The following is an 18,552-nucleotide window of genomic DNA, read 5'->3' on the forward strand; positions in this document are numbered from 1 at the left end:
TGAATAATAATTTGTGATTGTATTGGTTTTACTTGAAATTTTCGTCGTAAAACCGCTCGAGTGGTTGTCTGCGTGGGGTGTGCTTAAGCACCTGATCATCCAGAATACTTGCAACCGCCAGTCGTTTCATCAACTGGCGGTTGCAAGGTTGCGGGGAGCAGTGAGAATGTCAGGCGAGACGGGGTAAAGTCTCGTCATCCCTCATTTTCAAACCCGGTCCGCCTGCACCACCACGTCGATCGCGCGCAGTGCGGACAATATGCGGTTCAAATGCTGGGCGTCGGCCACTTCCAGATCGATGATGTCGGTATGGAACGGGCCTTCGCGGTTCACCAGTTGCAGGTTGAGGATGTTCGCCTTGGTCGCGCCGAACACGTTGGCGACGGCCGCCAGCGCACCCGGCTGGTTCTTGACGATGACGGACAGGCGCGCTGTGCCGCCCTTTGACTTGCTGTCCCAGGCCAGATCGACCCAGTCGTCGTCCTGATCCACCTCCAGCGACCGGCAATCGATCGTGTGCACCTCGATCGGCTCGCCGGTGCGCCGCACCCCCACGATCCGGTCGCCGGGGACGGGGTGGCAACAATCGGACAGATTATAGGCGATGCCCGGCGTCAGGCCGCGGATCGACACCGGCTCATGCTGGCGCGGATGGGCTTCCTCCATGCCTTCATGGCTGGTGGAGCCGGGCATCAGCGCCTCCATCACTTCGGAATCGAGCACGCGATGGGTGGCGATGGCGACCATCAGCGACGCGCGATCGTCCAGCTTCAGCCGCTTCAAGGCGGCGGTCAGCGCCTTGTCGCCCAGTTCCTTGGCCAGATCGGGGGAAAAGCGGCCGATAATCTCTTCATAGAGTTTTTCGCCCAGCTTGATTTCCTCGCCGCGCTGCTTCTGGCGGATGAAGCGGCGGATGGCGGCGCGCGCCTTGCCGGTGATGGCGAAAGTCAGCCAGCCGGGTTGCGGCTCCTGCCCCTCGGATTTGAGGATTTCGACCTGATCGCCATTTTCCAGCCCCGTGCGCAGCGGCACGACCCGGCCGTTGACCTTTGCGCCGACGGTCTGGTTGCCCAGCGATGTGTGGACCGCATAGGCGAAGTCGACCGGCGTTGATCCCTTGGGGAGCTGGTGCAGTTCGCCCTTGGGGGTGAAGGCGAAGATGCGGTCCTGATACATCGCCATGCGCGTATGTTCGAGCAGTTCGTCCGCATCCTGGCTCTGCTCCAGGATTTCGACCAGATCGCGCAGCCAGGCGGCATGATGATCGGTGGCGTCGCCCTTCTGTTTGTAGGCCCAATGCGCCGCCAGCCCCATTTCCGCGTCATTATGCATGTCGCGGCTGCGAATCTGCACCTCGATGCGGGCATTGTCCTGATGGATGACGGTGGTGTGCAGCGACTGATAACCGTTGCGCTTGGGCGTGGAGATATAATCCTTGAACCGGCCCGGCACCATCTTGAAGGTCTGGTGGATGACGCCCAGCGCGCGGTAACAATCCTCCACCGTGTCGGTGATGACGCGGAAAGCCATGACGTCGGTCAGCTGTTCAAAGCTGATATGGCGTTCCTGCATCTTCTTGAAGATGGAATAGGGGTGTTTTTCGCGGCCCGACACGCTGACCGACATGCCCTTGCCCGCCAGCAGCAATTGCAGTTCCGCGCCGATCCGGTCGACCTTGTCATGGCCGCCTTCCTTCAGCTGCTCCAGCCGCTTGATGATGCCGTCATAGGCTTCCGGCTCGATCTCGCGGAAGGATAGCAGCTGCATCTCGCGCATGAAGTCGTACATGCCGATCCGCTCGGCCAGCGGGGCATAGATGTCCATCGTCTCGCGCGCGATGCGCCGGCGCTTGTCGGGATTCTTGATGAAATGCAGCGTGCGCATATTGTGCAGCCGGTCGGCCAGCTTCACCAGCAGCACGCGAATATCGTCCGACATGGCGAGCAGGAACTTGCGCAGATTTTCCGCCGCCCGCTCATTTTCGGACATGGCTTCGATCTTACTGAGCTTGGTCACGCCATCGACCATGCGCGCGACATCCTTGCCGAACGCCTGCTCAATCTCCTCATAGGTGACGAGCGTATCCTCGATCGTGTCGTGCAGAAGCGCGGTCACGATCGTCTGGTCGTCCAGATTGAAGTCGGTCAATATGCCGGCAACTTCAATCGGATGACTGAAATAGGGGTCGCCGCTGGCGCGCTTCTGGCTGCCATGTTTCTGGACGGAAAAGACATAGGCGCGGTTGATCATCGCTTCGTCCGCATCCGGATCGTAGCGCTTTACCCGTTCGACAAGTTCATATTGGCGTAGCATCGTTGCCCGATTGTGTTGGAACCCCCTTGTCGTGCAACAAAAAAATCCCATGTTACGACAATTAGTCGGCGATTTTGCAACGGCTGCTGCTTTACGCTATGCGTTAGACCCATGAAACATAATCTGGCCCAGGATCTGGAACAATGCGCCCTTCCCACCGCGCTGGAAGCCATGGGGGAACGATGGTCCTTCCTGATCCTGCGGGGCGCCCTGTCGGGCATCCGCCATTTTGAGGAGTTTCAGTCGTCGCTGGGCATCGCCCGCAACATATTGGCGAACCGGCTCGCCCGGCTGGTGGAAAATGGCATCATGCTGCGTCAGCCGATGCAGTGCGACCGGCGCAAGGTCGAATATCGGCTGACCGAAAAAGGGCAGGATCTGGCCCCGGCCATGATCGCGCTGCGCCAGTGGGGCGAGAAATGGGGCTGCGCGCCGCCCAATTGCCAGCTTCTGGCCGACAGCCGCGATCGCCAGCCGATCCGCCGTATCGCCGTACAGGCGCATGACGGGCGCACGCTCGATCTGGCCGATCTGGTGTGGATCTGCACCGATGAAGTGACGCCGATGGCGCAGGAGCCGGCTGCGGCGGCCTGATCCGGCCGGGACCAGCGCTGGCCGGCCCCGAACGGACTTTGCCCGATCCTGCTTTGAACGGCGGGGTAAATCGCCTAAGCCTGCATCCAATGTCCGTATCCGTGCCCCGCATCAAGCCTCAGCCTTTCTTCGCTGACAAGAATCGCGCCTTCTGGAACCTGCAATCGCTGGGATGGGCCGGCGCTTTCCTGCTGCGCGGTTCTTCCACCATCGCCAATGGTCAGCCGCTTTCCAGCCTGGTGCCGGTGATGATCTCCACCGTCACCGGCTATTCGGTGACGCTGCTGATCGCGGTGATGTTTCGCTTTCTTCTCAAACAGCGGCCGATCGTCACATGGGGCGTATCGATCGTCACGGTGGTCGCCGCCGCGGGGCTGGTCGCCTTCATCGACGCTTGGGTCTTTTCCACCCAGAACCGGGCCAGCGAGACGGCGGGGCTGCAACTGTTTCTGGGCGCTTTCTATCTGTCGATGACGCTGCTGGGGGCGTGGTGTTCGCTCTATTACGCCATCAATTTCTATCTGACGGTGGAGGAGCAGGCGGATCAACTGCTGCGGCTGGAAAATCAGGCGGCCAACGCCCAGCTGGCGATGCTGCGCTATCAGCTCAATCCCCATTTCCTGTTCAACACGCTCAATTCCATCTCGACTCTGGTGCTGCTGAAGCAGACGGACCGGGCCAATGCGATGCTGTCGCGCCTGTCCTCCTTCCTGCGCTATACGCTGGTCAACGAACCCACGGCGCAGGTGACGATCGAACAGGAGATCGAGACGCTGAAACTCTATCTGGAGATTGAGAAGATGCGGTTCGAGGATCGGCTGCGGCCGGTCTTCACCGTCGATCCGGCGGTGGCGAGAGCGCGCCTGCCGTCGCTGCTGCTTCAGCCATTGGTTGAAAATGCGATCAAATATGCGGTCACGCCCAAGGAGGAAGGGGCGGAGATTTCGGTCAGCGCGCAGCCTGCCGGTGAAAATGTCCGGATCGTCGTATCGGACAGCGGGCCGGGATTGAACGACGGCGCCATGAAGCCGCACATTCCCATGAGCGAGGGAACGGGCGTGGGCCTGCCGAACATCCGGGACCGATTAATTCAGGCCTTCGGGGAACGACAGAGCTTCGAAACGCGTTCCACGCCGGGCGGATTTTCGGTCATCATCGAAATTCCGCTTAACATGGATGAAACATCGAAAGTGGCCGCATGACCATCAGAACAATCCTCGTCGACGACGAAAGCCTGGCTATTCAGGGCCTTGCGCTGCGTCTCCAAGCGCATGAGGATGTCGAAATCGTCGAAACCTGCACCAATGGCCGCGAAGCCATCCGTGCGATCAAGACGCATAAACCCGACCTTGTGTTCCTTGACATCCAGATGCCCGGCTTTGACGGCTTTTCCGTCGTGCAGGGCCTGATGGAAGTGGAGCCGCCGCTCGTCATCTTCTGCACCGCCTATAGCGACTATGCGATCCGCGCGTTCGAAGCGCAGGCGGTCGACTATCTGATGAAGCCGGTGGAGGAGGGGCGTCTGGCCGATGCGCTGGACCGGGTGCGCCAGCGCCTGTCCGAAAAGAAGCAGGTGCAGGAAGTCGAAAAGCTGCGTGAAGTTCTGGCCGAGGTTGCTCCGCAGGCGATGAACGACTTCGTGGCCGATGATGACGCGCCGGCGTCCAACCGCTTCGAAAAGCTGATCAACATCAAGGATCGCGGCCAGATTTTCCGCGTCGACGTCGATTCGATCGAGCGGATCGACGCGGCGGGCGATTATATGTGCATCTACACCGCCGATAACTCGTTGATCCTGCGCGAAACGATGAAGGATCTGGAAAAGCGGCTCGATCCGCGCAACTTCCAGCGCGTGCATCGTTCGACCATCGTGAACCTGAGCCAGGTGCGGCAGGTCAAGCCCCATACCAATGGCGAATGTTTCCTGGTGCTGGAAAGCGGCGCGCAGGTGAAGGTCAGCCGTTCCTATCGCGACGTGGTTGCTCGCTTCGTCCACTGATTTTGCGGATCAGCATGATGATTGCCTGATCAAGGGCCGTTTCGGCCAAACGCCCTGCCTCCATGAGATCATGATCCCATGGAGGCAGGGCGTTTTTCAGCCTTCGTCGCGCCCTTTGAGTTCGTCGCCGCGAATCGCCGCGACGTGCAGCACATTGGTCGACCCCGGCGTGCCGAAGGGGACGCCGGCCAGCACGATGATCTTGCCGCCCTTGTCCGCCATGCCATGGCGCAGCGCCATGCGGCGCGCCTTGCCGATCATTTCCTCGAACGTGCCGATGTCCTTGGTGCGGATCGCATGCACGCCCCAGGTCAGGCCCAGCTTGCGCGCGGTGTCAGCGCGCGGGGTGAGGGCCAGGATCGGCGCGGACGGCCGTTCGCGCGCCACGCGGCGCACCGTGCTGCCCGATGAGGTGAAGCAGGTGATGGCGCTGGCCCCCACGACCGGCACGATGCCGCCCGCCGCTTCGGCCAGCGCGTCGGCGGTGGTTGGATCGGGCAGGGTTTCGGTATAATGGAGCCGGCCATAATAGCCCGGATCCCGCTCGACGCTGTGGGCGATGCTGTCCATCATCGACACCGCTTCGACCGGCCAGTCGCCTGCCGCCGTTTCGGCCGACAGCATGATCGCGTCGGCCCCGTCATAGACCGCCGTCGCCACGTCCGACACTTCGGCGCGGGTGGGGGAGGGGGACTTGATCATCGATTCGAGCATCTGCGTCGCGACCACCACCGGCCGGCCCATGCGCCGCGCGGTGGCGACGATCTGTTTCTGGAGCGGCGGCACCGCCTGCGGCGGTAGTTCCACGCCCAAATCGCCGCGCGCGACCATCACGCCGTCGGCCAGTTCGATGATTTCCTCCAGCCGCTGCACGGCCGACGGCTTCTCGATCTTGGCCATCAGCGCGCCATAGCCGCCCATCAGCTTACGCGCTTCGGCCAGATCCTCAGGCCGCTGCACGAAGCTGAGCGCAATCCAGTCGCATCCCTGCTGCATCGCGAAGCTGAGGTCGCGCCGGTCCTTGTCTGTCAGCGCCGGCACCGGCACGACGACGTCGGGCACATTCACGCCCTTGCGGTTGGACAGGGTGCCGCCGACCTCGATTATGGTGTCGATACGATCGCCGGTAATGGCCTTCACCCGCAGCACCAGCTTGCCGTCGTCCAGCAGCAGCCGGGTTTCGGGCACCAGCGCGGCGTAGATTTCGGGATGGGGCAGGTTCACCCGGCGCGCGTCTCCGGGCGTCTCGTCCCGGTCCAGCACGAATTTCGCGCCGGTTTCCAATATGGCCAGCCCCTTTTCGAAGGTGCCGACGCGCAATTTAGGCCCCTGAAGGTCGCCCAAAATGGTGGTGGGGCGGCTGAATTCCTTTTCCAGCGCGCGGATAGTGGCGATGCGCGCGGCATGATCTTCATGCGCGCCATGGCTCATATTGATGCGGAAGGCGTCGGCCCCGGCGACGAACAGGGCGCGGATCATCTCCGGCGAATCGCTGGCAGGGCCAAGCGTCGCCAGGATGCGAACCTTGCGTGAGCGGGGCGGTAACTGAGTCATGTCTTCTCCTGGCCGTCATGATCGCTCCTGAACCTTGTCAGGGCGTCGTTATGGGTTATCCGTGCTGCACGACAGGATGATGTAGATCAGCGAAAAGGATCGCCGATGACCGATAGCATACTCACAGATGCGGTTGCTGCAACCGCCTTCCGCCGTCTGGTGGCGCATTTGCAGCACCGCACCGACGTCCAGAATATCGATCTGATGGGCAGCGCAGGCTTTTGTCGCAATTGCCTGGCCGACTGGATCGCGGAGGCGGACGGCAATCTGACGAAGGATCAGGCCCGCGAGATCATCCACGGCATGCCCTTTGCCGACTGGAAAGCGCAGCATCAGGGCGAAGCCACGCCACAGCAGATCGCAAAGATGCAGGAGAGTGTGGCGAAGAACGCCGACACCCATTAGAGGCGTCCGCCGACCTGATTCACTTGGCTGATTCACACTGACATGGAGTTATGACATGAGCGAGGGCAACGTCGCCGCCGACCAGCTACGTCTTCTGATCGAGCGCATCGAGCGTCTGGAAGAAGAAAAGAAGGGTATCGGCGACGATATCAAGGACGTCTATCTGGAAGCCAAGGCGACCGGTTACGACGCAAAGATCATTCGTCAGATCATTCGCCTGCGCAAGATGCAGCCGCATGACCGGCAGGAAATGGAAGCTGTGCTCCAGACCTATCTGGCTGCTCTGGGTATGGAATAAGCAATTATTGGAAAAATGCGCGTAAATGCGCATTTTTGATACGGCGCCAGCCCGCTCCCCCACCCGGCCACCCAGACATGGTGTCCTGATGGGCGGCCGGGTGGGGGGGAGCGGGCTGGCGCCGCAGCTCTGCAAAAAGGACACGCCCATGGCCGAGATCATCGTCAGCACCACCAGCCGTCTGGAGGGGAGGCCCGCGAAGGAATATCTTGGCATCGTCACCGGAGAGGTGATCGTGGGCGCGAACCTGTTCCGCGACCTGTTCGCCAGCGTCCGCGACATCGTTGGCGGGCGATCGGGCGCATATGAAGATGTGCTGCAACGCGCCCGCGAGCAGGCGATCGCCGAAATGCGCACGCGCGCCGCGACCATGGGCGCCAATGCCGTGGTCGGCGTCGACCTTGATTATGAAGTCATCGGTTCCAACGGATCGATGCTGATGGTGTCGGCATCCGGCACGGCCATCGTCTACTGACCCTGCCGATCATGGCGTGAGGCATCGGCCCGTGCCGGAGGTTGCCCTTGGGGCGGCCGCTGGTGTAAGGGCGCCCATCACTTTCAACCGGCAGATAAGAATTCAGGACTTATGGCAGGCCATTCCAAATTCAAGAACATCATGCATCGCAAGGGCGCGCAGGACAAGAAGCGCTCCTCGATGTTCTCCAAGCTCAGCCGCGAAATCACCGTCGCGGCCAAGATGGGCATGCCCGATCCGGACATGAACCCGCGCCTGCGTCTGGCGATCAACGCCGCCAAGGCCCAGTCGATGCCCAAGGACAATATCCAGCGCGCCGTCGACAAGGCGAGCAAGGGCGACACGGAGAATTACGAAGAAGTGCGCTATGAGGGCTATGGCCCCGGCGGCACCGCGATCATCGTGGAAGCGCTGACCGACAATCGCAACCGCACCGCCACCAATGTCCGCACCGCCTTCGCCAAGAATGGCGGCAATCTGGGGTCTTCGGGCGCGGTGAGCCATGGCTTCGATCGCCTGGGCCTCATCACCTATCCGGCGAGCGCCGGGGACGCCGAAGCGATTTTCGAAGCGGCGCTGGAAGCGGGCGCGGAAGATGTGTCGTCCAACGAGGACGAACATGAAATCTGGACCGCGATGGACGCGCTGCACGAAGTCGCCAAGGCGCTGGAAGCCAGCCTTGGCCCGGCGGACGGCGCCAAGCTCGCCTGGAAGCCGACCACCACCGTCGAAGTCGACGAAAGCAACGCCGCCACGCTGATGAAGCTGGTCGACACGCTGGAAGATGATGACGATGTCCAGACCGTCTGGGGCAATTATGAAGTCTCGGACGAAGTGATGGAAAAGCTGGGCTGACAATGCTCAATTCCGTTCGTGTCGAGCCCTTCGGCTGCCTGTCAAGGCAGCCGCTCAGGGCAGGCCAAGGTCGAGACACGCCAAGCGCAGTGCTTCTCGACTTCGCTCGAAGCGAACGGATTTCTTTTCAATGATCCTTCTCGGACTTGATCCCGGCCTTGGCACGACCGGCTGGGGCATTATTTCTGCCGACGGCAATCGGCTGACCCATATCGGCAATGGCCAGATCAAGACGGATTCGGGCATGTCGCTGGCGACCCGGCTGCTGGCGCTGGACCTCGCGCTGACCGACCTCATCCTCGAACATCGGCCCGATGGCGCGGCGGTCGAGGAGGTGTTCGTTAATGTGAACCCGCAATCGACGCTGAAACTGGGGCAGGCGCGGGGTGTCATCCTGCTCAATGCGTCGCGGGCGGGCATGGAAGTGGGCGAATATGCCGCCCGCCTGGTCAAGAAATCCGTCGTGGGCGTTGGTAATGCGTCGAAGGATCAGGTGCACGCCATGGTGTCGCGCCTGCTGCCCGGCGCGAAGATCGCCGGGCCGGATGCGTCGGATGCGCTGGCCGTGGCGATCACCCACGCCCATCATCTGGCCAGCGCGCGGCGTGTGCCGACGCGCTGACCCGATCCTTACCCGAACAGATCGCCCAGAAAATCGACTGCCGACCGGAAACTGCGCCGGTCGGCGTCCGGGCTGTAGGCCAGCCCCTTGTCCGGCATATTCACTTCGTGGTCGGTGAAGGCGTGGCCGGTATGGCCATAGGCGTGAATCTGCCAGTCGCATCCCGCCTCGGTCAGTTCCTTCGCCAGCGCGACGGTTGCTTCGGCCGGGGCGATCGGATCTTCCCAGCCATGGCAGATCAGCAGTTTGGCGGTGATCGGCGCATTGGGGAAGGGCGGGGCCTGATAGACGCCATGGAAGCTGACGCCACCGGCAATATCCGCGCCGGAGCGGGCAAGGTCCAGTACACAGCGGCCGCCAAAGCAGAAGCCGATCGCCGCAGTGCGGGCGGCGTCGACTTCTGGCATGGCCTTCAGCACGGCATGCGCCGCATTGACGCGATCGCGCAGCAGGGCGCGGTCGGCGTTGAGCGGGTCCATGTAGAGGCCTGGATTGGCGTCCGACCGGCTGGTGCGCTTGCCCTGACCAAAGACGTCGGCGACCAGCACGGCATAGCCCAACGCCGCGACCTTCTCCGCATAGGCGAAGTCGGCTTCCTTGGTGCCCAATATGTTGGGGAACAGCAGGATGCCCGGTGCGGGGGCAGCGGAGGCAGCGTCCACCACCGCCATGCTTTCAAAACCGTCATGCAGGATGATGCGGCGGGTGATCGTCATGGGGCTTGTCTCCTCTGTATTCAGATGCTGCCGAAGCCGGGGGCTTCGCCGCGCGCGGCGCTGTTGATGCGTCGGGGGCGCTTCCATCCGATGCTGGGCCGCTTGCGCAGGCGCAGCGTGGGCCAGTCGCCCCGGTTGCTGCGTTCGGCCAGGCGCATGCCCTGCGCGCGATAGGCGGCGATCACGCCGTCCGCCTGCTCGTTCAGCAGGCCGGCGAGAACGATCGTGCCGCCATCCTCCACCAGCGCACAGAGCGACGGCGCCAGTTCGATCAGCGGCCCGGCCAATATGTTGGCGATCAGCAGATCATAGGGCGCCCGGCCGACGATTGCGGCATGGTCTGCCCCTGCGGCCGTCACCAGCGCCAGTCGGCCCGCGCCGTCGCCCAGTCTGATGCCATTTTCCAGCGCATTGTCGGCGCTGATCTCTACCGCGACCGGATCGATGTCCGACGCGATGGCGTGGGCGCGGGGCCAGAGATGCAACGCCGCGAAGGCGAGCAGGCCCGTCCCGGTGCCGATGTCGGCGACGTTGCGGAAGCGCATGCCGACCTGCCGCATGCGGTCCAGCATGGCCAGGCAGCCTACGGTGGTTTCATGCTGTCCGGTGCCAAAGGCGCGGCCAGCCTCGATCAGCAGATTGACGTAGCCGGGGAGCTCCGGGTCGCTGGCGATGTTGCGGACATGGAAGCGGCCGGCGGTGACAGGTTCCAGCCCCTGCTGGCTCATCGTCACCCAATCCTCGTCGGGCAGCGCTTCGATCAGCGGCTTGGTGCCGGAAGCGCTGGGCACCAGCGTCTTGAGCAGCTTGATCGCGGCGGGGCTGGGCTTGCCTTCGAAATAGGCGTCGAGCCGCCAGACCGTTTCATCATCCGCCGCCTCGCTGGTCATCAGCACTGGCGGCCGTTCCATCAGGGCGAAGGCGGCGATTTCCCCGTCCAGCGCTTCGGCTTCGGCGCGGGTGCAGGGCAGGGTGACTTTCCAGCTTTGGACGGAGGCGACGGCATCATTCATGCCGCTGCCTTTAGACCAGCGAAGGGGGCAGGGGAAGCCGCCCCCTTGCAGGCATCAGCCCGATTTCAGGCGACCTGCCGGCCAAAGTCGGAGGAGGCGTGGCGCAGGCTGGCGAGCTTGCCCTCTACGCTGACGAAGCCGCGTTCCAACTGGTCGATTTCCGACGCCACGACTTCGGTGTCCTGCCGGATCGCCGAAATGGTGGTCGACATCGAATCGGCGGCCAGCGCGGTTTCATCGACGGCGGCGGTGATCATGGTGACGGTCTGGGCCTGCGCATCCATGGCGTGGCGGATGCGTTCCGCGCTGGCCTGCACTTCGCCCACCGTGTCGCGGATGCGCTGATTGGTTTCCACCGACTGGCGGGTCGACGCCTGAATGTCGGCGATCTTGCCGGCGATCTCGTCCGTGGCGCGGGCAGTCTGGTTGGCCAGACTCTTCACTTCCTGCGCGACCACGGCAAAGCCGCGTCCGGCGTCACCCGCGCGGGCGGCCTCGATCGTGGCGTTGAGCGCGAGGAGGTTGGTCTGCCCGGCAATGTCGCGGATCAGGCCCAGGATCGATTCGATCGATTTGGCATGTTCGGACAGGGTGGCCGACATGGTGACGGCGTCGCCCGACTGGGCTGATGCGCGGCGCGCGACTTCGGCGGAGCTTTCGACTTCGGTGCGGGCATCCTCGATCGCGCGAATGAGGCCGGCGGATGTGCGGGCGGCTTCGCGCATGGCGAGCGCCGACTGTTCGGCGGCTGCGGCGACTTCGGACGCCTTGCCCAGCATGCCGCGCGTGGCGGCGGACGCATCCTTGGCCTGTTCGCGCAGTGATTCGCCCAGTTTCGACGCGCCGTCGATTTCACCGACGATGCGCTGTTCGAACAAAGTGCCATAGCGCTGCCGTTCGGCGCGCTGGGTTTCGGCCTGATCGGTAGCCAGCACATTATTCATGAAGCCCGAATCGATCATCGCGATCTGGAGCATCGCGCGCAGCAGGCGCTGGCGGCGTGTTTCGTCGCCGGTCGTGCGCTCCCAGATCAGATCGCAGACACGTTCATTGGCGACGGCGACGGCATTGAGCACCGCGCGAACCGACACGCCATGCTTGCGGGCGTGGCGCACGCAGTCTGCGGCGGATGCGGCCCAGCGGCCTTCGCCAAAATGCAGCAGCTTTTCCTGCACATAACGGCGGGATTCCGATTCGATGCGGGCGATGATCGCGCCGCCCAGCTGCTGTTGCAGCCCGGTTTCGCGCATATAGGTGGTGAAAAATATCGCGCCTACGCTGTCCAGATCGTCACTGATCAGTTCGCCGACTTCGCGCGCAACCCGTGCGATTGCGCCGGTCGGGTCGACTTCCGCCAGATAGTCCGATGTCGTGTTGGCGGAGGGAAGGGTGGACGGCATGAAGGAACGGCCCCTGATGGTGACGTGATCGGTTCTCCTGTCGTCTTTAGCGCAGGGTGGTTAATCACTTCTTATGCGTGGTGGATTGGCGTGACGAAAAGGTCATCGGATTTCTCTTGCCTTCCGCTGCTTGCCCTCTTGGCGCTTCGCTCTTAAGGGGAGCGGACTCAGGGACAAGTATCAAGGACTAGGGTAGACATGGCGCGTTCCACCAGCCGGCCACTCTCGCCGCATTTGACGATTTGGAAATGGGGGCCGGCCATGGCCGTCTCCATCGTGCACCGCGTGACGGGCAACGGGCTGGCGACCGCCGGCGCGCTTGGCCTTGTCTGGTGGCTTATGGCCGCCGCAAGTGGGCCGGAAGCCTATGCAACTTTCGTTGCCTGCGCGACGTCGCCGATCGGCTATCTGGTGATGGCCGGCCTCTCCTGGTTCTTCTTCCAGCATCTCTTTTCGGGATTGCGCCATTTCGTGCTCGACATGGGCGCGGGCTATGATCTCAAGACGAGCAAGATCTGGTCGATCATGACCTTCATCCTGTCCACGCTCGCCACTCTGGCCTTCTGGGCCGCGATCTGTCTGGGGAAATTCTGATGGGAACCGGAACCGGAATCGGTCGCGTTCGCGGCCTTGGCTCGGCCAAGCATGGCGCGCATCACTGGCTGACGCAGCGCTACACCGCGATCGGCAATCTGCTGCTGGTGCTCTGGCTGCTGTTCAGCCTGATCGCGCTGCCCGGCCTCGATTATGAAAGCGTCGTCGGCTGGATTTCCCATCCGCTGGTCGCAGTGCCGATGATGCTGATGGTGGTCAGCATCTTCATGCATCTGCGTTTGGGCATGCAGGTGATGCTGGAGGACTATGTCCATGACAAGGGCCTCAGCTTCTTCTCGATGCTGCTGCTGAACTTCTATGCCTATGCCGGCGCTGCCGCAGGCGTCTTCGCGATCGCCAAGATCGCCTTCATCGGGGTCGTCAAGTAATGAGCGAAGCCTACAAGATCATCGACCACACCTATGACACGGTCGTCGTGGGTGCCGGCGGTTCGGGCCTGCGCGCCACCATGGGCAGCGCCGAAGCGGGTCTGAAGACCGCCTGCATCACCAAGCTGTTTCCGACCCGCAGCCACACCGTGGCGGCGCAGGGCGGCATCGCCGCGTCGCTGGGCAACAACAGCCCCGACCACTGGACCTGGCATATGTACGACACCGTCAAGGGGTCTGACTGGCTGGGCGATCAGGACGCGATCGAATATATGGTGCGCGAAGCGCCCGCTGCCGTGATCGAACTGGAACATGCCGGCGTGCCGTTCAGCCGCAACGAAAATGGCACCATCTATCAGCGTCCGTTCGGCGGCCACATGCAGAATATGGGCGCCGGCCCGCCGGTGCAGCGCACCTGCGCCGCAGCCGACCGCACCGGCCACGCCATGTTGCACGCTCTGTATCAGCAGAGCCTGAAATATGACGCCGATTTCTACATCGAATATTTCGCCATCGACCTGATCATGGAAAATGGCGAATGCCGCGGCGTCATCGCCATCTGCATGGAAGATGGCTCGATCCATCGCTTCCGCAGCCATGCGGTGGTGCTGGCGACGGGCGGCTATGGCCGTTCCTATTTCTCCGCCACCTCGGCGCACAGCTGCACCGGCGACGGCGGCGGCATGGTGCTGCGCGCTGGCCTGCCGCTTCAGGATCTGGAGTTTGTCCAGTTCCACCCGACCGGCATCTATGGCGCGGGCGTGCTGATCACCGAAGGCGCGCGCGGCGAGGGCGGCTACCTCACCAACTCCGAAGGTGAGCGCTTCATGGAGCGTTATGCCCCTTCGGCGAAGGATCTGGCGTCGCGTGACGTCGTCTCGCGCTCGATGGCGATGGAAATGCGCGAAGGGCGCGGTGTGGGTCCGAACAAGGATCACATCTTCCTGCACCTCGACCATATCGATCCCAAGGTGCTGGCGGAGCGTCTGCCGGGCATCACCGAAAGCGGCAAGATTTTCGCCGGCGTCGACCTGACCCGTCAGCCGCTGCCCGTGACCCCGACCGTCCATTATAATATGGGCGGCATCCCCTGTAACTATCATGGCCAGGTGGTGACGAAGGTTGGCGACGATCCCGAAGTGATCGTGCCGGGCCTTTATGCGGTCGGCGAAGCGGCCTGCGTGTCGGTCCATGGCGCGAACCGCCTCGGCTCCAACTCGCTGATCGACCTTGTCGTGTTCGGCCGCGCAACCGGCCTGCACCTGAAGGAAAATCTCAAGCCCAACGCCAGCCATCGTCCGCTGCCGGCCGACGCCGCCGATCTGGCGCTGTCGCGTCTGGACAAATATCGCAATGCCAAGGGCGGCACGCCCACGGCGCAGATTCGCCTCGAAATGCAGCACACCATGCAGAAGCATGCTGCCGTGTTCCGCGACAGCGAATTGCTGGCCGAAGGCGTCAAGAAGATGGAGCAGGTCAACAAGAGCATGGAAGACGTCGCCGTCTCCGACCGCTCGCTGATCTGGAACACCGACCTGATCGAGACGCTGGAACTGGACAACCTCATGGCTTCGGCCGTGTGCACCATGGTCAGCGCGGAAAACCGCAAGGAAAGCCGCGGCGCCCATGCGCATGAGGATTTCCCGAACCGCGACGACGAAAACTGGATGAAGCACACCATCAGCTGGTTCGAAGGCTGGGGTGGATCGGGCGGTAAGGTGACGCTCGATTATCGCCCGGTCCATGACTATACGCTCACGGACGAAGCCGAATATATCAAGCCCAAGGCCCGCGTTTACTAAGAACGCCGCGCCGACAGGCCGAAACATGCGGAAAGGGGGCGAGCCGGAAGGCTGGCCCCCTTTTTGCTTTTAGACCGATTTTTCCGGGAATGACGATATGACGCAGGACGCCGTGGCCATCCTCTATCAGGCGTTGCCCCCGCCGGTGATCGACGGCCTGCGCAAGGACGCCAAGCCCGGCGGCTATTCCGATGGCGGGGCGGACATCGCCTTCGTGCTGCGCGGGCGCGGGCATCGGGTGCTGACGCCGGTGGCCGATCCCGATCCGGCGCGGCCGATCGACTGGGTCTTTCCCGATACGGTGGAAGGCATCGCGGCGGCCATGGCGGCCGGCGCGACGATCCTGTGGGCCAATAGCGTGCTGTTTGAAGGGCATCCGCTGGAGGCCGTGCTGGGGCATGTGCGGATTGTCGGGCAGTTGCCCGAATTGATGCAGCGCTATGACGATAAGTTTGCGACCAACCGGATGCTGGCGGAGGCGGGCTTGTCGGTGGCGCGCTCCTTCCTGCTGGCGCAGGCGGCCCGGCCGGGCGTCGTTGCGCTGGCCGAGGTGGAAGGGGCGCTGGGTGAGGCCAGCCTTCGCTTCCCCCTGATCGTGAAGCCGGTGCGCGGGCGGGGCAGCCAGGGCGTCAGCCGCGTTTGCGATCTGGCGGCTCTGGTGCTGGCGGCGACCGGCCTGATCGCGGACGCAAAGTTCGGCAATACGCTGATCATCGAGGAATATCTGGGCGGTGAGGAAGTCACGGTGACGGTGATGCCGCCGGTCGACGGCGTCTATCGCGCGCTGCGCCCGGTGCGGCGCTTCAACCAGAAAGACGGGGTTGCGCCCTATAATGGCGATGTGGCGGTTACAGCGAACAGCGTCGCGATCGATGAAGGGGAGTTGGCCGCGCCCGCCGTACAGGCGATGCTGGACGCCTGCGTCCGCGCGGCGGAACTGGTCGGCGCGCGCGCGGTGATCCGCATCGATTGCCGCGCTGACGGCGATGGTGACTACAAGCTGTTCGACCTCAACATGAAACCCAACATGACCGGCCCCGGCCGCCCCGGTCGCGACGATCAGGATTGCCTGTCCGCGATTGCGGCGCGCGCCGATGGCTGGGATTTCGCGCAATTGCTGGAGGCGATGCTGGCCGCCGCCTGGTAAAGGCGGGCATCATATGCCGCCCGCTTCCTCCTGCGCCGAACCGACGGGGGCCGCCGGTTGCCGCGCGCCCAACGCATAGCCGGCCAGCAGCACCGGCATCAGCACGCCCATGCCCACGAAGATGGCGATCAGCCGCTCCAGCGCGGGTTCCAGCGCAGCGGCGTCATAGCGGTCGGGGACCAGAGTGACCAGGATGGCGAGGGTGAATTGCGTGCCGACGTAACGATGCGCCGGATCGCCATTTTCCAGATGCCGGCCCAGCGCCACGCCGATGGCGGTGCCGACCAGCAGCAGCGCCGGTGAACCATTGGCGACGAACAGAAAGGCGGCGGCGAATAGCGCGCCGATGCCGCAGCCGATGCTGCGCTGAAGGATGCGGCGGCTGACCGGCGCCAGGCCGCTCTGGCCGATGCCTGTTATCGGCAGGACCATGACGGCCATGACCATGATCGCCCCCTGCGCCAGCGCCGGCAGATGGAATGCCGCGCCCAGCGCCACCAGCAGCGCCAGCGTCACCCCGGCCTGACAGGCGTGGCGAAAGGCGTTGCGATGCCAGCGGGCGCCGACCGGGGGCGGGGTCGGCGGGGCGGGCCAGCGGCGGCGCAGCGTCAGGGTGGAGGCGAGGCTGACGATCAGGCAGGCGGCGATGCCGGCCAGCGTTTCCAATATGCGGGTCTGCACGAAATCTGTCAGCGCAATGGCCGGATGCTCCAGCTTGTCCAGCAGCACCATGGCGAAGGTCAGGCCGAAGAAGAGCCAGGCATAGGATCGGCGCGAGGTGATCGCGGCATAGAGGCTGACGGCGCCGACCAGCATCATCGCCAGCGCGGCGAGCGGCCACCATGTCAGAACCCAGGGCGCTGCGCCCAGCGCCAGCAGGCCCCCGGCCAGCGTGCCGACGATGCGCAGCGCCCCGCGCATCAGCGTTTCGGCGGCGTGGCCGCGCATCACCATATAGCCGGCAAAGGCCGCCCAGGACACATGGGCCGCGCCCAGCACATGCGCGATCAAGATCGCCAGCAGCACCGATGCGACGCATTCCGCTTCATCGACGGTGCGCTGCGTGATCCGGGATGCCAGCTTCGCGACGGGGGCCATAGTCCTGTTTTGGCCCAGGGAGGCGGGAATTGCCAGATTGCGCACGCTATATGTGGCGGCATCTCATTCTCGACTGCGCTCTAGCCCCCGGCCTTTCCGCCTCAGCGCTTTTCGTGGTTGGCGGCGATCGCCTTGGCCACGCCCTGCATGAGCGCCCAGCGTTCGGGAATCGACACGGTGGTCGATCCGATCATCACCGCCACGGCATAGCAGGTGCCGTCCGGCGCCGTCATGATGCCGATGTCATTATAGCCGGTCGAACGCGGCGGCAAATCCTGCCCCGTGCCGGTCTTGTGCAGATAATGCCAGCCCGGCGGCACCCCGCCCTTGATCCGTTGCGGCCCGGTCTTGGCTTCGGACATGATCGACAGCAGCAGGCGTGACGAGGCGGAGGAGAGCATGTCGCCTTCCTTGAGCTTCGCCAATGCCTGAACGATCGAGGCCGGGGCGGCGCCATCTGGCGGATTGGCCAGATAATTGTCGAGCGCCTTCACGCGCACGCTCATGGGCAGCTTTGCGCGGGCGGCGTAGAAATTGCGGCCGATCGAATAATCCTGTCGCCAGTCGAGGCCGGCGGTGGCCGATTGCAGCAGCCGTTCGCCCGGACCGAACCGAATATCCTTGATCATCCGCCGCGCGAGGAATCCTCGCACCGCGTCCGGCCCGCCGACCGCGCGCAGCATCGTATCGTTGGCGGTGTTGTCGCTCTGGGTCATGGCCCGGCGCATCAGGTCCGAATAGCTGGTGGTCCAGCCGCCCTTTTGCGCCACCAGCGCGGCGGTGGGCTGATGAAACAGGGTCAGGTCGTTGCGGGTGATGGTGGTCGTGTCGGTCAGGCGCAGCTTGCCCCGGTCGACCGCGTCGAGAAAGGTCATCGACACCCAGAGCTTCGACACGCTTTGCTGCGGAAACAGGGCGTTGCCGTTCCACGCGACCGTCCAGTCAGAGCCGATGCGGCGGACGGCGATGCCGACCTTCCCCCGAAAGCTCTGGCCCAGATTGCGCACGACATTGACCAGCGCCGGCGGTGGCGTTTCCCGCTGGTCAATGTCCTGATAGGGCAAGGGCGGATTGGCGACCTGCCGGATCGGCCATGTATTGGTGGTGGGTTGCGGCCGGCTGGGCAGCGGCTTTTGCGGCGGCGCGGCGGCGGCCTGCGCCCGGCGCGGTTCGGGCGCGCCCACGCAGGCGGATAGCGCGGCGATCAACAGGACTAAGCGCGCTGTCCCGCTCCAGCTTTCTTTCGATGTCATTAGCGTCCCCGCACTCTCTAAGGCG

Annotated in this window: 19 protein-coding genes; 12 read left to right on the top strand and 7 right to left on the bottom strand. The window is 63.7% G+C overall.

The genetic code is table 11. From position 1 onward, the window contains the following. Positions 1–207 precede the first annotated feature (207 nt). Positions 208–2,313, bottom strand: coding sequence for a RelA/SpoT family protein (locus ACFOKF_RS05720; protein WP_380793907.1), 2,106 nt, complete (start codon positions 2,311–2,313; stop codon positions 208–210). A gap of 111 nt (positions 2,314–2,424) precedes the next feature. On the opposite strand from ACFOKF_RS05720, the gene ACFOKF_RS05725 reads away from it, so the two are divergent. The 3 genes from ACFOKF_RS05725 to ACFOKF_RS05735 all read left to right on the top strand — a co-directional run bounded on the left by ACFOKF_RS05725 (position 2,425) and on the right by ACFOKF_RS05735 (position 4,906). Next, entirely contained in the window at positions 2,425–2,907 is a 483-nt protein-coding gene (locus tag ACFOKF_RS05725) for a winged helix-turn-helix transcriptional regulator (RefSeq protein WP_380793909.1), read from the top strand. Between the two features lie 89 nt (positions 2,908–2,996). Beyond that, complete coding sequence (locus ACFOKF_RS05730) at positions 2,997–4,109, top strand: sensor histidine kinase (RefSeq protein ID WP_380793911.1); 1,113 nt, start codon at positions 2,997–2,999, stop codon at positions 4,107–4,109. Further along, positions 4,106–4,906: a LytR/AlgR family response regulator transcription factor gene (locus tag ACFOKF_RS05735; RefSeq protein WP_380793913.1), complete on the top strand. Its 801-nt coding sequence runs from the start codon at positions 4,106–4,108 to the stop codon at positions 4,904–4,906. Before ACFOKF_RS05730 ends, ACFOKF_RS05735 begins: the two co-directional genes overlap by 4 nt. Positions 4,907–5,002: 96 nt before the next feature. Here the strand turns inward: ACFOKF_RS05735 and pyk are convergent, their stop codons facing one another. Next, positions 5,003–6,460: a pyruvate kinase gene (gene pyk, locus ACFOKF_RS05740; protein WP_380793915.1), complete on the bottom strand. Its 1,458-nt coding sequence runs from the start codon at positions 6,458–6,460 to the stop codon at positions 5,003–5,005. A gap of 105 nt (positions 6,461–6,565) precedes the next feature. On the opposite strand from pyk, the gene ACFOKF_RS05745 reads away from it, so the two are divergent. The 5 genes from ACFOKF_RS05745 (at position 6,566) to ruvC (ending at position 9,115) form a co-directional block, all read left to right on the top strand. Then, positions 6,566–6,865 carry a DUF1244 domain-containing protein gene (locus tag ACFOKF_RS05745; protein ID WP_093083888.1) on the top strand — a complete coding sequence of 100 codons (300 nt, stop codon included), beginning with the start codon at positions 6,566–6,568 and terminating at the stop codon, positions 6,863–6,865. Positions 6,866–6,920: 55 nt separating this feature from the next. Beyond that, positions 6,921–7,163, top strand: a complete 243-nt coding sequence (locus ACFOKF_RS05750; RefSeq protein ID WP_093013523.1) for a DUF2312 domain-containing protein — start codon at positions 6,921–6,923, stop codon at positions 7,161–7,163. A gap of 148 nt (positions 7,164–7,311) precedes the next feature. Then, on the top strand, positions 7,312–7,638 hold the full coding sequence (locus ACFOKF_RS05755; protein ID WP_380793916.1) for a heavy metal-binding domain-containing protein: 327 nt from the start codon (positions 7,312–7,314) through the stop codon (positions 7,636–7,638). 111 nt (positions 7,639–7,749) lie between these two features. Continuing rightward, entirely contained in the window at positions 7,750–8,493 is a 744-nt protein-coding gene (locus ACFOKF_RS05760; protein WP_298395684.1) for a YebC/PmpR family DNA-binding transcriptional regulator, read from the top strand. Between the two features lie 130 nt (positions 8,494–8,623). Continuing rightward, positions 8,624–9,115 carry a crossover junction endodeoxyribonuclease RuvC gene (gene ruvC / locus ACFOKF_RS05765; RefSeq protein ID WP_380793918.1) on the top strand — a complete coding sequence of 164 codons (492 nt, stop codon included), beginning with the start codon at positions 8,624–8,626 and terminating at the stop codon, positions 9,113–9,115. Positions 9,116–9,123: 8 nt separating this feature from the next. Here ruvC and ACFOKF_RS05770 read toward each other — a convergent pair whose 3' ends face one another. From ACFOKF_RS05770 to ACFOKF_RS05780, 3 genes are all read right to left on the bottom strand, one after another. Beyond that, positions 9,124–9,831, bottom strand: coding sequence for a dienelactone hydrolase family protein (locus ACFOKF_RS05770; RefSeq protein WP_380793919.1), 708 nt, complete (start codon positions 9,829–9,831; stop codon positions 9,124–9,126). Positions 9,832–9,851: 20 nt separating this feature from the next. After that, entirely contained in the window at positions 9,852–10,844 is a 993-nt protein-coding gene (locus ACFOKF_RS05775) for a 50S ribosomal protein L11 methyltransferase (protein ID WP_380793920.1), read from the bottom strand. A 65-nt stretch (positions 10,845–10,909) separates the two neighbouring features. Continuing rightward, positions 10,910–12,244, bottom strand: coding sequence for a methyl-accepting chemotaxis protein (locus ACFOKF_RS05780; RefSeq protein WP_380793922.1), 1,335 nt, complete (start codon positions 12,242–12,244; stop codon positions 10,910–10,912). A gap of 261 nt (positions 12,245–12,505) precedes the next feature. Here ACFOKF_RS05780 and sdhC point away from each other — a divergent pair, with 261 nt between their 5' ends. The 4 genes from sdhC to ACFOKF_RS05800 all read left to right on the top strand — a co-directional run bounded on the left by sdhC (position 12,506) and on the right by ACFOKF_RS05800 (position 16,176). After that, the gene (gene sdhC / locus ACFOKF_RS05785) at positions 12,506–12,838 is read left to right on the top strand and encodes a succinate dehydrogenase, cytochrome b556 subunit (RefSeq protein ID WP_380793923.1); all 333 of its coding nucleotides are present in this window, start codon (positions 12,506–12,508) and stop codon (positions 12,836–12,838) included. Next, a complete protein-coding gene (gene sdhD / locus ACFOKF_RS05790) occupies positions 12,838–13,227 on the top strand; it encodes a succinate dehydrogenase, hydrophobic membrane anchor protein (RefSeq protein ID WP_380793925.1) in 390 nt (129 codons plus the stop codon). Before sdhC ends, sdhD begins: the two co-directional genes overlap by 1 nt. Then, on the top strand, positions 13,227–15,029 hold the full coding sequence (gene sdhA / locus ACFOKF_RS05795; protein WP_380793926.1) for a succinate dehydrogenase flavoprotein subunit: 1,803 nt from the start codon (positions 13,227–13,229) through the stop codon (positions 15,027–15,029). The genes sdhD and sdhA overlap by 1 nt, the downstream gene beginning before the upstream one ends. Positions 15,030–15,126: 97 nt before the next feature. Next, entirely contained in the window at positions 15,127–16,176 is a 1,050-nt protein-coding gene (locus ACFOKF_RS05800; protein ID WP_380793927.1) for a biotin carboxylase, read from the top strand. Positions 16,177–16,185: 9 nt separating this feature from the next. Here the strand turns inward: ACFOKF_RS05800 and ACFOKF_RS05805 are convergent, their stop codons facing one another. Continuing rightward, positions 16,186–17,274: an FUSC family protein gene (locus ACFOKF_RS05805; RefSeq protein WP_380793929.1), complete on the bottom strand. Its 1,089-nt coding sequence runs from the start codon at positions 17,272–17,274 to the stop codon at positions 16,186–16,188. Between the two features lie 101 nt (positions 17,275–17,375). Further along, positions 17,376–18,527, bottom strand: coding sequence for a serine hydrolase (locus ACFOKF_RS05810; RefSeq protein WP_380793930.1), 1,152 nt, complete (start codon positions 18,525–18,527; stop codon positions 17,376–17,378). Between the last annotated feature and the right edge of the window lie 25 nt (positions 18,528–18,552).

Source organism: Sphingobium rhizovicinum, from assembly GCF_042647625.1.
Classification (GTDB): Bacteria; Pseudomonadota; Alphaproteobacteria; order Sphingomonadales; family Sphingomonadaceae; genus Sphingobium; species Sphingobium rhizovicinum.

Excerpts from the sequence above, each read along its gene's own strand:
- ACFOKF_RS05720 (WP_380793907.1), bottom strand. The coding sequence starts at position 2,313 with ATGCTACGCCAATATGAACTTGTCGAACGGGTAAAGCGCTACGATCCG.
- ACFOKF_RS05725 (WP_380793909.1), top strand. The coding sequence starts at position 2,425 with ATGAAACATAATCTGGCCCAGGATCTGGAACAATGCGCCCTTCCCACC.
- ACFOKF_RS05730 (WP_380793911.1), top strand. The coding sequence starts at position 2,997 with ATGTCCGTATCCGTGCCCCGCATCAAGCCTCAGCCTTTCTTCGCTGAC.
- ACFOKF_RS05735 (WP_380793913.1), top strand. The coding sequence starts at position 4,106 with ATGACCATCAGAACAATCCTCGTCGACGACGAAAGCCTGGCTATTCAG.
- pyk (WP_380793915.1), bottom strand. The coding sequence starts at position 6,460 with ATGACTCAGTTACCGCCCCGCTCACGCAAGGTTCGCATCCTGGCGACG.
- ACFOKF_RS05745 (WP_093083888.1), top strand. The coding sequence starts at position 6,566 with ATGACCGATAGCATACTCACAGATGCGGTTGCTGCAACCGCCTTCCGC.
- ACFOKF_RS05750 (WP_093013523.1), top strand. The coding sequence starts at position 6,921 with ATGAGCGAGGGCAACGTCGCCGCCGACCAGCTACGTCTTCTGATCGAG.
- ACFOKF_RS05755 (WP_380793916.1), top strand. The coding sequence starts at position 7,312 with ATGGCCGAGATCATCGTCAGCACCACCAGCCGTCTGGAGGGGAGGCCC.
- ACFOKF_RS05760 (WP_298395684.1), top strand. The coding sequence starts at position 7,750 with ATGGCAGGCCATTCCAAATTCAAGAACATCATGCATCGCAAGGGCGCG.
- ruvC (WP_380793918.1), top strand. The coding sequence starts at position 8,624 with ATGATCCTTCTCGGACTTGATCCCGGCCTTGGCACGACCGGCTGGGGC.
- ACFOKF_RS05770 (WP_380793919.1), bottom strand. The coding sequence starts at position 9,831 with ATGACGATCACCCGCCGCATCATCCTGCATGACGGTTTTGAAAGCATG.
- ACFOKF_RS05775 (WP_380793920.1), bottom strand. The coding sequence starts at position 10,844 with ATGAATGATGCCGTCGCCTCCGTCCAAAGCTGGAAAGTCACCCTGCCC.
- ACFOKF_RS05780 (WP_380793922.1), bottom strand. The coding sequence starts at position 12,244 with ATGCCGTCCACCCTTCCCTCCGCCAACACGACATCGGACTATCTGGCG.
- sdhC (WP_380793923.1), top strand. The coding sequence starts at position 12,506 with ATGGCCGTCTCCATCGTGCACCGCGTGACGGGCAACGGGCTGGCGACC.
- sdhD (WP_380793925.1), top strand. The coding sequence starts at position 12,838 with ATGGGAACCGGAACCGGAATCGGTCGCGTTCGCGGCCTTGGCTCGGCC.
- sdhA (WP_380793926.1), top strand. The coding sequence starts at position 13,227 with ATGAGCGAAGCCTACAAGATCATCGACCACACCTATGACACGGTCGTC.
- ACFOKF_RS05800 (WP_380793927.1), top strand. The coding sequence starts at position 15,127 with ATGACGCAGGACGCCGTGGCCATCCTCTATCAGGCGTTGCCCCCGCCG.
- ACFOKF_RS05805 (WP_380793929.1), bottom strand. The coding sequence starts at position 17,274 with ATGGCCCCCGTCGCGAAGCTGGCATCCCGGATCACGCAGCGCACCGTC.
- ACFOKF_RS05810 (WP_380793930.1), bottom strand. The coding sequence starts at position 18,527 with ATGACATCGAAAGAAAGCTGGAGCGGGACAGCGCGCTTAGTCCTGTTG.